The following is a 10,056-nucleotide window of genomic DNA, read 5'->3' on the forward strand; positions in this document are numbered from 1 at the left end:
GCGGTGCGGCGAGGCAACCGCGCTGGCGGGATCAGGCCGAAGTCTTCAGTTGGCCGGCGGCAGTACGCCGAAAATGGTGCGGTACAGCACGCCGACGGAAATGATCGCCAGCGGCAGGGTCCAGACCAGGCCGATGCCCAGCGGGATGGCGCTGAGGATGAGGATGATGCCCAGTACCAGGAACAGGCCGAAGACCTTGAACCAGTGTTGGCTGATGGCCTTGCGCGAGGCTTCCAGCGCCTGCCACGGGCTGAGCTTGCGCTCCACCACCAGCGGGATCGCCAGCAGGTAGGCGACGCTCAGATAGATGCCCGGCAGCACCAGGATCAGCAGGCCCAGGTAGACCAGCAGGGTCATCACCAGGCCGGTGATGAACAGCGGGGCGAACAGGCCGAAGTGGCTGAACATCTCGTTGAAGGAGATCGGCTGGTCGGCGGCGCGGCGGATGCCAAGCATGTTGATGCCGGCCAGGAACGGATAGCCGACGGCAGCGGCGAAAACGCCCACCAGCATCTGCAGCACGGCCATGCCGACGCCGCCGGTGCTGCCGCTGGCCACGGCGCCCACGCCGATCACCAGGCCGAGGGCAAAGCTGATCACCTGGACGATGACCATGTAGACGATGAAGCCGGCGATGATCATGCCCTTGGTGCCGCTGACGCGTTGCCAGGCTTCGCTGATCAGATCGCCGATGGAGAAGTCGTAGCCGCGGGCCAGGGCTTCCTCGATGCTCGGCACGCTGCCGCTGGGGATCGGGTCCTGCAGGGTGCTGACGGGTGTGGCAAAGGGGTTGGGAGTGGTTTCGGTGCTCATCTTTCTGCTCCGGGGCGGGCGACACGGGGTCGCGGGCTTTCGATTGGCAGGCTAATGCCGGTTTCCCGGAAGGTTTCCGGGGACGTTCCTTGTTGTTGCGCGGAGGCGGTGCCGGTCAGCGCCGCTCTGCGGTCGTTCAGTCCTTGGCCGGCAGCACACCGAAGATGATGCGATACAGCACGCCGATGCAGACGATCAGCCACGGTAGCAGCCAGATCAGGGCTATGCCCAGGGTCAGCATGCTCAAGCTGAACAGCAGGCCGAAGATCAGCAGCACCGCGAAGGCCTTGAACCAGTGCCGGGTAATGGCCTGGCGCGAGGCCTCCATGGCTGCCCAGGGCGACAGGCCGCGCTCCACCACCAGCGGCACCGCCAGCAGGTAGGCGATGCTCAGGTAGATGCCCGGCAGCACGAAGAGGAAGTAGCCGATGCTGATCAGCAGGGTGCTCAGCAGCACGCAGACCACCACCTGGAAGGTGCGCCCGAAGTGGCTGAAGATTTCGTTGAAGCGCAGTGGCTGGTCGGCGGCGCGGCGGATGCCGAGCATGGTCACACCGGCCAGCAGCGGGTAGCAGATTGCGGTGGCGACGAAGCTCAGCGCCACCGAGGCGAAGAGGAAGGCGACGACTGCGCCGACCGCCATGCCGCCATCGGGCTCGCCACCGGTGAGCAGGCCCATCCCGGCGACACCGGCGATGCCGACCACGGCCAGGAACAGGCTGAGGACGTTGATCAGGGCGAAGATTGCCGCGTAGAACACCACGAAGCCGCCGAGGATCAGACCCTTGGTCCCTTTGGTGCGGCGCCAGGATTCGCCCAGCAGTTCGTTGATGCTGAAGGTGTAGCCGCGCGCCAGGGCCTCGGCCACCGAGGGCACGGCGCCCTTTGCAGTGCCGGGCTGCAGGTTGCTCAGCGGTGCGCTGTAGGGATTCTGCGCAGAGAGTTCTTGCATGGTGGAAATCCTTTCCAGTGGGTGTCCTTGCGACCGCCATCATAAAGGCGGGGGCCGGCCGGTAGCCAGCGCCGAGCTTTGGAAGTGTGGCTGGCCGCACTGTTAGACTGCGACGCAATCGCTTGCAGGCAAGGACTTTTGCATGAACGCCAGCATCTTCTGGTACGACTTCGAAACCACCGGTATCGACCCCCGCCGCGACCGGCCGTTGCAGGTTGCGGGCATCCGCACCGACGAGCAGCTCAACGAGATCGGCGAGCCGCTGAACCTCTATTGCCGTCCCAGCGACGACATCCTGCCGCACCCGGCGGCCTGCCTGGTCACCGGCATTACGCCGCAGCACCTGGAGCAGGGGCTGGGCGAGGCGGAGTTCATGACCCGCCTGCACGCCGAGATGGCGCAGCCGGGCACTTGTGGAGCGGGCTACAACACCCTGCGCTTCGACGATGAAGTCACGCGCTACAGCCTGTACCGCAACTTCTTCGATCCCTATGCCCGCGAATGGCAGGGCGGCAACAGCCGCTGGGACCTGATCGACATGGTGCGCACCGCCTACGCGTTGCGCCCCGAGGGCATTGTCTGGCCGGAGCAGGACGGCGTCGTCAGCCTCAAGCTGGAGCGTCTCACCGCGGCCAACGGCATCGACCACGGTCAGGCCCACGATGCGCTGTCCGACGTGCGCGCCACCATCGCCCTGGCGCGGCTGGTGCGCGAGCGTCAGCCCAAGCTCTACGACTATCTCTACCGCCTGCGCAGCAAGCAGGGCGTGCTCGACCAGGTCCGCCTGCTGCAACCCATGGTGCACATCTCCGGCATGTTCTCCGCGGCGCGGCACTACATTTCCGTGGTGCTGCCGCTGGGCTGGCACCCGCGCAACCGCAACGCGCTGATCGTCTGCGACCTGGCGGCCGATGTGTCGCCGCTGCTGGAACTGGACGCCGAGACCCTGCGCAAACGCCTCTACACGCGTCGTGACGAACTGGCCGAGGGCGAATTGCCGGTGCCGCTCAAGTTGCTGCACATCAACAAGTGCCCGGTGGTGGCGCCGCTTTCAGTGCTGCGCCCGCAGGATCGCCAGCGCGTCGGCCTGGACCTGGATGCCTGCCTGAAGTCCGCCGAGACTTTGAACCAGGCTAAGGCTATCTGGCAGGACAAACTGGCGCCCTTGTATACCGAGGAAAGTTTCGCCGGCAGCGAAGATCCCGAGCAGCAGTTGTATGACGGGTTTATCGGTGACCGTGATCGTCGATTGTGTGAACAGGTACGCCAGGCTGATCCGGCACGGTTGGCGAAAGAGCAATGGCCCTTCGATGATCCGCGATTGCCGGAACTTCTCTTCCGTTATCGCGCACGGAATTTCCCGGAAACTTTGAGTGCCACGGAACAGCAACAATGGCAGGACTTCTGCCGGGCCCGCCTGAGTCAGGCCGAATGCGGCGCGCCGAATACTCTGGATAACTTTGCCGCGGCAATGAGCGAGCAACTGGTCAATGCCACGCCGGCCGGCCGCCTGGTGCTGCAAGAGTGGGAGAAGTATGCGCAGGTGCTGCGTGCGCGCTATAGCCTGTAGCGCCGCGCAGTTTTCTGCAGGTAATAAAAAACGCCAGCGCTAGGCTGGCGTTTTTCATCTCCGCAAGGCTCAGCCCAGCAGTGTGGCCCAGCCTTCTACGGCCTCGGCGCCCCACTTGGCTTTCCATTCCTTGAGGGTCTTGTGGTTGCCGCCCTTGGTTTCGATGACTTCGCCATTGTGCGGGTTCTTGTATTGCTTGACCTTGCGTGCGCGCTTGCTCACGGTGGCCTTTGCGGTACGCGGCGATTTGCTCAGCTTCGCGTCCGGATCGAGCAGGGCGATGACATCGCGCAGGGATTTGCCGTAGCTGCCCATCAGCGCGCGAAGTTTCTCTTCGAACTCAAGCTCTTTCTTCAGCTTGTCGTCCTGCTCCAGGGATTTCAGGCGCTCCTGAAGTTCCTTGATGGCTTCTTCGGTAGCGCGGTACTCGTTGATCAGCGACATGTTGGGTACCTTGTTCTGGGTCCAGCGGTGGCGGAAAGTTTGTAGCACACATAATAGTCAGCGAAGTTGTTCAAGTAAATGCTTGGGAAAAGTTTTGTGAGTAATTGCCAAAGTATTTAAGTAGTTCATTCGTCGGTATTAAATGGATGTACTTGCGAAGAACCCCGGCGGGCTCTCGTCGGCGCGCTGCGTCCATGGCTGAACTTTTCCCCGGCAGCCGCTAGAATGGCGGCCTTCGCGAAGTATCTGGAGTACACCCATGCGCACTTTCCGACTGGTGATCGCCTGCCCCGACGGGGTCGGCATCGTCGCCAAGGTGAGTAATTTCCTGGCCACTTACAACGGCTGGATCACCGAGGCCAGTCACCATTCCGACAACGATAACGGCTGGTTCTTCATGCGGCATGAGATTCGTGCCGATTCCCTGCCGTTCGATATCGACGGTTTCCGTCAGGCCTTCGCGCCCATCGCCCGTGAGTTCTCCATGGAGTGGCGGATCACCGATTCCTCGGTGAAGAAGCGCGTCGTGCTGATGGCCAGCCGCGAATCGCATTGCCTGGCCGACCTGCTGCACCGCTGGCACAGCGGCGAGCTGGATTGCGAGATTCCCTGCGTGATCGCCAACCACGATGACCTGCGCAGCATGGTGGAGTGGCACGGTATTCCGTACTTCCACGTCCCGGTGGACCCGAAGAACAAGCAGCCGGCCTTCGAACAGGTGTCGCGTCTGATCGACGAACACCAGGCCGACAACGTGGTGCTGGCGCGCTACATGCAGATCCTGCCGCCGGACCTGTGCCAGAAGTATCGCCACCAGGTGATCAACATCCACCACAGCTTCCTGCCGTCGTTCATCGGTGCCAAGCCGTACCACCAGGCCTCGCTGCGCGGCGTGAAGCTGATCGGCGCGACCTGCCACTACGTCACCGAGGAACTGGACGCCGGCCCGATCATCGAGCAGGACGTAGTACGTATCAGCCACCGCGACAACATCGAGGACCTGGTGCGCCTAGGCAAGGACGTGGAGAAGCTGGTGCTGGCCCGCGGCCTGCGCTACCACCTGGAAGACCGCGTGCTGGTGCACGACAACAAGACCGTGGTATTCGACTGATCCACCCGGCCTCGTTCCAGACTGGGTACTCCGCATGCTCCCGCCGTCACCCGACGGCGGGCGCTGCGCTCACCGGAGATGGCCAGCATGAGTGACCCGAAGAACCCTGGCACCGCCACCCCGCCGCCCACCCTGGGCGAAGGCTGCACCAGCCGTTATGACCCCGAAGCCCTGAGCGAAGAGGATGGCACCGAGTTTCCCGGCGCCGCCGAACTCTGGGATTCCCTCAAGCCCGCGTCACCCGACGAAGAAAAGCCCGCCAGCGACTGAGCCTCAGGCGCTTTCGCGCAGCCCCATCAGCTTGCGCAGCAGCGGCCGGCCCGCCATCACGGCGAACACCGGCGCGCCCATCACCAGATAGAAGTAGTAGGTCACCACGCGCCAGATCAGGATGGCCGCGGCCGCCGTCGACTTGCCCACCAGCGGGGCGAGCAGCGCGGCGCTGGTCAGTTCGGTGCCGCCAGCGCCGCCGGGCAGCAGCGTGGCCAGGCCGGCCGCCAGCGACAGCAGCTGGATCAGGAAGGCCCAGGCCCAGTGCAGGTCAACGCCCAGCGCTTGCAGGGTGATGTAGAGCACCGAGAAGCGCAGGATCCAGTGGCAGCAGGTGAAGGAGAAGATCAGCAGCAGCCGGCGCTTGGGCTGGCGCAGGCAGCTCACCAGGGTGTCGCGGAAGTGCAGGCATTTGCGTGCCCAGTGCAGGCGTGTGCGCGGCTTCATGCCCAGGCGCGTGAACAGCCGGCCGTTAGCCTTGATCACCCGGCGCTGGAAGCGCGCCAGCAGCACGACGCCGAAGAAGATGCCGCCCAGCAGCACGCCGCTGGTGATCAGCGAGGTTTCCAGGTTCGGGCTGACGCTGTGGGACAGCGCCCACACCAGCACCACCGCCAGCGCGCAGAGGAAGAACAGCAGGTCGCTCAGCTGGTCCACGGCGAAGATCGCGCTGCTGTGCGCCGGGCGCATGCCGTGGCGGGCGAGCAGGGCCATCAGGGTCAGCGGGCCGCCGGTGCCGCCGGGGGTGGCGTAGAAGGCGAATTCCGAGGCCATGATGATGCCCACCGAGCGCACCTTGCCGATCTCCCCGGCGCGGCCGTTGAGCAGCACCCGCAGCTTCTGCGCATTGATCAGCCAGCACAGGCAGATCATGCCGAACATGATCAGCAGCTTGTCGAGGGGGAAGGCGAGGACGTGCTCGAGCATCTCCCTGCCACCGAGGGCGAGGGGGACCAGCGAGGCGCCGATCAGGCCGAGCAACAGCCACGCGGCACGGCTCACTGACGCACCTGTGCGGGGGATTGCGGAGTCATCGAGGCGAAGCGGATAGCGGGAGCCTCCTGTCGGGCACGAACTGTCATGCTGAATGGACCCTGTTCGGCATGCTGCGTTCGCCCGACTTTGAGTGGGCTGGGCGCCGCCGCAGGGCGGCGCCCAGGTTTCACTCGGCGGATTTCTCAGGTGGGGATACGGCGGAGGGCGCTTCGGAGACCTGCTCCAGCGCCTTGTTCTCCCAACCTTCCTCGCCGGGCAGGATCAGGTTCAGCAGGATCGCGACGATGGCGCACAGGGCGATGCCCTTCAGGCCGAAGTCGTCCGGACCGGTGCCAGTGCCGATCAGCACGCCGCCAATGCCGAACACCAGGGTGACCGAGACGATGCACAGGTTGCGTGCCTGGGACAGGTCGACCTTGTGGCGGATCAGGGTGTTCATGCCCACCGAGGCGATGGTGCCGAACAGCAGGCAGAGGATGCCGCCCATGACCGGTACCGGGATGCTCTGCAGGATGGCGCCGAACTTGCCGACGAAGGCCAGGCTGATGGCGAATATCGCCGCCCAGGTCATGATCTTCGGGTTGTAGTTCTTGGTCAGCATCACCGCGCCGGTCACTTCCGCGTAGGTGGTGTTCGGCGGGCCGCCGAACAGGCCGGCAGCGGAGGTGGCGATACCGTCGCCGAGCAGGGTGCGGTGCAGGCCCGGAGTCTTCAGGTAGTTCTTGCCGGTCACGCTGCCCACGGCGATGACGCCGCCGATGTGCTCGATGGCCGGGGCCAGCGCCACCGGGACGATGAACAGGATGGCCTGCCAGTTGAACTCCGGCGCGGTGAACTTCGGCAGCTCCAGCCAGGGCGCAGCGACAATCTTCGCCACATCGACCACGCCGAAGGCGAAGGCCAGGCCGTAGCCCACCAGCACGCCGGCGATGATCGGCACCAGGCGCAGCATGCCCTTGCCGAACACCGCGACGATCAGGGTGGTCAGCAGCGCCGGCATGGAGATGAACATGGCGGTCTTGTAGGCGATCAGCTCGGTACCGTCACCGGCCTTGCCCATCGCCATGTTGGCGGCGATCGGCGCCATGGCCAGGCCGATGGAGATGATCACCGGTCCGATAACCACCGGCGGCAGCAGGCGGTCGATGAAGCCGGTGCCCTTTACCTTCACCGCGAGGCCGAGGAAGGTGTAGACGAAGCCCGCCGCCACCACGCCGCCCATGGTCGCCGCCAGGCCGAACTGGCCCTTGGCGAGGATGATCGGGGTGATGAAGGCGAAGCTCGACGCCAGGAATACCGGTACCTGGCGGCCGGTGACGATCTGGAACATCAGGGTGCCGAAGCCGGCAGTGAACAGCGCGACGTTCGGGTCCAGACCGGTGATCAGCGGCATCAGCACCAGCGCGCCGAAGGCCACGAAGAGCATCTGCGCGCCAGAGATGATCTGGCGCCACAGCGGTTCGTTGAATTCATCGGCCATCTATCAGGTTTCCTTCTGCTTGGTGCCGAAGATCTTGTCACCGGCATCGCCCAGGCCCGGAATGATGTAGCCGTTCTCGTTCAGACACTGGTCGATGGAGGCGGTATAGATGAGCACGTCCGGATGCGCATCGTTGACCGCCTTGATGCCTTCGGGCGCTGCCACCAGCACCATGGCGCGGATGTCCTTGCTGCCGGCTTTCTTCAGCAGGTTGATGGTGGCAACCATGGAGCCGCCGGTGGCCAGCATCGGGTCGATGATCAGCGAACGGCGCTCGGCGATGTCCGGCGCGAGCTTTTCCAGGTAGGTGTGCGCTTCGAGGGTTTCCTCGTTGCGCGCCACGCCCACGGCGCTGACCTTGGCGCCCGGAATCAGGCTGAGCACGCCATCGAGCATGCCGATACCGGCGCGCAGGATCGGTACCACGGTGATCTTCTTGCCGGCGATCTTCTCGACCACCACGGGGCCGGCCCAGCCTTCGATCTCGTAGTTTTCCAGCGGCAGGTCCTTGGTCGCCTCGTAGGTCAGCAGGGCGCCCACTTCCTGGGCCAGCTCGCGGAAATTCTTGGTACTGATATCGTGACGGCGCATCAGTCCGATCTTGTGGCGGATCAGGGGATGGCGGATCTCGAGGACGGGCATGGACGGGTTCTCCGGACGGGCTGGCAAAAAAATTGCGGTAGCGTAATGCATCCTAGCTACCTTGGGCCACGATTGTCGGCGACATTCGTCCGCTGACCCTTGCTCCGGGGCACGCCGATAGGTACCTTTGCGCACTTTTTCACGGGAGAACCCCCATGTCCGTCGATCTCGCGCACATCCGCCAAGTCATGGCCGAAGCCGACTGCCTGTACACCAACGCCGAGGTAGAGGCCGCCATCGCCCGTGTGGCCGAGGCCATCAACGGCTCCCTGGCCGATACCAACCCGGTGGTGTTCTGTGTGATGAACGGCGGCCTGATCTTCTCCGGCAAGCTGCTTCCGCTGCTGAATTTCCCGCTGGAAGCCTCCTACCTGCATGCGACCCGTTACCGCAACGAGACCACCGGTGGCGAGCTGTTCTGGAAGGCCAAGCCGGAAATCTCCTTCATCGACCGTGAAGTGCTGATCATCGACGACATCCTCGACGAAGGGCACACCCTCTCGGCGATCATGGACTTCTGCAAGCACGCCGGCGCCAAGCGCGTGCACACCGCCGTGCTGATCGACAAGGACCACGACCGCAAGGCCCGCCCGGACCTGAAGGCCGACTACGTGGGCCTGTCCTGCATCGACCGCTACATCTTCGGCTACGGCATGGACTACAAGGGCTACTGGCGCAACGCCGCCGGTATCTTCGCCGTAAAAGGTCTTTGAAGATGAGCGCGCCGCGTTTTCTCGACAGTGCGCTGTTCGACGAGGTCGCGGCGCGCGCCGCCGCCAGCCCCCGGCGCCGGCAGAACCACAACTTCCATGAGCAGAGCGAGCCCTGCCATCGCCTGCTCAATGCGCTGCAGACCGACAGCTACATCCCGCCGCATTGCCATCGCCACCCGGACAAGGCCGAGAGCCTGCTGGTGGTGAAGGGCGCGCTGGGCCTGCTGATCTTCTCCGACAGCGGCGAACTGCTGACCACCCGCGTGCTGCGCGCGGGCGGCGAATGCGTTGGCGCAGACCTACCGCCGGGCACCTTCCACGCCATGGTGGCGCTGGAGCCGGACAGCATCATGTTCGAAGCCAAGGCCGGCCCTTTCGTCCCGCTGGGCGAGGACGAGCGCGGCCAGTGGGCGCCGCGCGAAGGCGAGCCTGGCGCTGCCGAGTACCTGGCCTGGATGCGCTCGCAATTCCCACTCTGAATCCTGCACGCGCGTAGGAGCGGACTTTATCCGCGATGGGTTCGCCCAACTCCCTGGCTCGACGGAGTGGCGGTGAATCGATCGCGGACGGAGTCCGCTCCTACGATCGGTCATGCATCGAGTTATATCGATGTATGCATGGGTAAGCGCGCATTTTTGCCGATGCATGCCTTGCCTATCCTGCGAGCCTCACCAGACAACCGTCCGAGGTTCGCATGTCCCGTCTCCTTTATATCGATGGCCAATGGCAGCCCGCCGACAGCGGCGCGGTCCTGCGCCCGACCGCTCCTGCCACCCGTGAAGCGCTGCCGGAAGTCGCCTGCGCTGGCGTAGCCGACGTGGAGCGCGCCGTCGCTGCGGCCAAGCGCGCCTTCGCCGACTGGAAGCTGACCAGCGCCGCCCAGCGCGCCGGTTACTTGCGTGCCTTCGCCGAGCAGCTGCAAGAGCGCAGCGAAGCGCTGATCACCTTGCAGATGCAGGCCAGCGGCAAGCCGCGCCTGGAAGCGGAAATCGATATCGGCGACGCCATCGCCACCTTCGCCTACTACGCCGAACTGGCCGAACAGCTGGACGCCCGGCAGAACGC

General features: G+C 64.6%; 12 protein-coding genes. 6 read left to right on the plus strand and 6 right to left on the minus strand.

Annotated features, from left to right (window positions below):
* Positions 1 to 45: 45 nt before the first annotated feature.
* Together QO207_RS19610 and QO207_RS19615 are read right to left on the minus strand one after the other, a co-directional pair.
* Positions 46 to 813 (minus strand): hypothetical protein, encoded by a 768-nt coding sequence (locus QO207_RS19610; RefSeq protein WP_301533982.1) that lies wholly within the window; start codon positions 811 to 813, stop codon positions 46 to 48.
* A 136-nt stretch (positions 814 to 949) separates the two neighbouring features.
* Positions 950 to 1,765 (minus strand): hypothetical protein, encoded by an 816-nt coding sequence (locus QO207_RS19615; protein ID WP_301533983.1) that lies wholly within the window; start codon positions 1,763 to 1,765, stop codon positions 950 to 952.
* Positions 1,766 to 1,907: 142 nt separating this feature from the next.
* Between QO207_RS19615 and sbcB the strand changes: the two genes are divergently transcribed.
* A complete protein-coding gene (sbcB, locus tag QO207_RS19620) occupies positions 1,908 to 3,335 on the plus strand; it encodes an exodeoxyribonuclease I (RefSeq protein ID WP_301533984.1) in 1,428 nt (475 codons plus the stop codon).
* Between the two features lie 69 nt (positions 3,336 to 3,404).
* Here the strand turns inward: sbcB and mvaT are convergent, their stop codons facing one another.
* Positions 3,405 to 3,779 (minus strand): histone-like nucleoid-structuring protein MvaT, encoded by a 375-nt coding sequence (gene mvaT / locus QO207_RS19625; protein WP_301533985.1) that lies wholly within the window; start codon positions 3,777 to 3,779, stop codon positions 3,405 to 3,407.
* 259 nt (positions 3,780 to 4,038) lie between these two features.
* Between mvaT and purU the strand changes: the two genes are divergently transcribed.
* Both purU and QO207_RS19635 read left to right on the plus strand, forming a co-directional pair.
* The gene (purU, locus tag QO207_RS19630; RefSeq protein WP_301533986.1) at positions 4,039 to 4,890 is read left to right on the plus strand and encodes a formyltetrahydrofolate deformylase; all 852 of its coding nucleotides are present in this window, start codon (positions 4,039 to 4,041) and stop codon (positions 4,888 to 4,890) included.
* 87 nt (positions 4,891 to 4,977) lie between these two features.
* Positions 4,978 to 5,160 (plus strand): hypothetical protein, encoded by a 183-nt coding sequence (locus tag QO207_RS19635; protein WP_301533987.1) that lies wholly within the window; start codon positions 4,978 to 4,980, stop codon positions 5,158 to 5,160.
* A 3-nt stretch (positions 5,161 to 5,163) separates the two neighbouring features.
* On the opposite strand, the gene QO207_RS19640 is transcribed toward QO207_RS19635, so the two are convergent.
* The 3 genes from QO207_RS19640 to upp all read right to left on the minus strand — a co-directional run bounded on the left by QO207_RS19640 (position 5,164) and on the right by upp (position 8,278).
* Positions 5,164 to 6,162 (minus strand): lysylphosphatidylglycerol synthase transmembrane domain-containing protein, encoded by a 999-nt coding sequence (locus QO207_RS19640; protein ID WP_301533988.1) that lies wholly within the window; start codon positions 6,160 to 6,162, stop codon positions 5,164 to 5,166.
* Between the two features lie 160 nt (positions 6,163 to 6,322).
* Positions 6,323 to 7,636: a uracil-xanthine permease family protein gene (locus QO207_RS19645; RefSeq protein ID WP_301533989.1), complete on the minus strand. Its 1,314-nt coding sequence runs from the start codon at positions 7,634 to 7,636 to the stop codon at positions 6,323 to 6,325.
* Between the two features lie 3 nt (positions 7,637 to 7,639).
* Positions 7,640 to 8,278: a uracil phosphoribosyltransferase gene (gene upp, locus QO207_RS19650; RefSeq protein WP_301533990.1), complete on the minus strand. Its 639-nt coding sequence runs from the start codon at positions 8,276 to 8,278 to the stop codon at positions 7,640 to 7,642.
* Between the two features lie 155 nt (positions 8,279 to 8,433).
* Here upp and QO207_RS19655 point away from each other — a divergent pair, with 155 nt between their 5' ends.
* The 3 genes from QO207_RS19655 to QO207_RS19665 form a co-directional block, all read left to right on the plus strand.
* Positions 8,434 to 8,991, plus strand: coding sequence for a hypoxanthine-guanine phosphoribosyltransferase (locus QO207_RS19655; protein WP_017519718.1), 558 nt, complete (start codon positions 8,434 to 8,436; stop codon positions 8,989 to 8,991).
* 2 nt (positions 8,992 to 8,993) lie between these two features.
* Positions 8,994 to 9,470, plus strand: a complete 477-nt coding sequence (locus QO207_RS19660) for a WbuC family cupin fold metalloprotein (RefSeq protein WP_301533991.1) — start codon at positions 8,994 to 8,996, stop codon at positions 9,468 to 9,470.
* 215 nt (positions 9,471 to 9,685) lie between these two features.
* On the plus strand, positions 9,686 to 10,056 hold a 371-nt coding region (locus tag QO207_RS19665), incomplete at its 3' end, for an aldehyde dehydrogenase family protein (RefSeq protein ID WP_301533992.1).

It is taken from the genome of Pseudomonas sp. CAN1, from assembly GCF_030462585.1.
GTDB lineage: Bacteria > Pseudomonadota > Gammaproteobacteria > Pseudomonadales > Pseudomonadaceae > Pseudomonas.

Excerpts from the sequence above, each read along its gene's own strand:
- QO207_RS19610 (WP_301533982.1), bottom strand. The coding sequence starts at position 813 with ATGAGCACCGAAACCACTCCCAACCCCTTTGCCACACCCGTCAGCACC.
- QO207_RS19615 (WP_301533983.1), bottom strand. The coding sequence starts at position 1,765 with ATGCAAGAACTCTCTGCGCAGAATCCCTACAGCGCACCGCTGAGCAAC.
- sbcB (WP_301533984.1), top strand. The coding sequence starts at position 1,908 with ATGAACGCCAGCATCTTCTGGTACGACTTCGAAACCACCGGTATCGAC.
- mvaT (WP_301533985.1), bottom strand. The coding sequence starts at position 3,779 with ATGTCGCTGATCAACGAGTACCGCGCTACCGAAGAAGCCATCAAGGAA.
- purU (WP_301533986.1), top strand. The coding sequence starts at position 4,039 with ATGCGCACTTTCCGACTGGTGATCGCCTGCCCCGACGGGGTCGGCATC.
- QO207_RS19635 (WP_301533987.1), top strand. The coding sequence starts at position 4,978 with ATGAGTGACCCGAAGAACCCTGGCACCGCCACCCCGCCGCCCACCCTG.
- QO207_RS19645 (WP_301533989.1), bottom strand. The coding sequence starts at position 7,636 with ATGGCCGATGAATTCAACGAACCGCTGTGGCGCCAGATCATCTCTGGC.
- upp (WP_301533990.1), bottom strand. The coding sequence starts at position 8,278 with ATGCCCGTCCTCGAGATCCGCCATCCCCTGATCCGCCACAAGATCGGA.
- QO207_RS19655 (WP_017519718.1), top strand. The coding sequence starts at position 8,434 with ATGTCCGTCGATCTCGCGCACATCCGCCAAGTCATGGCCGAAGCCGAC.
- QO207_RS19660 (WP_301533991.1), top strand. The coding sequence starts at position 8,994 with ATGAGCGCGCCGCGTTTTCTCGACAGTGCGCTGTTCGACGAGGTCGCG.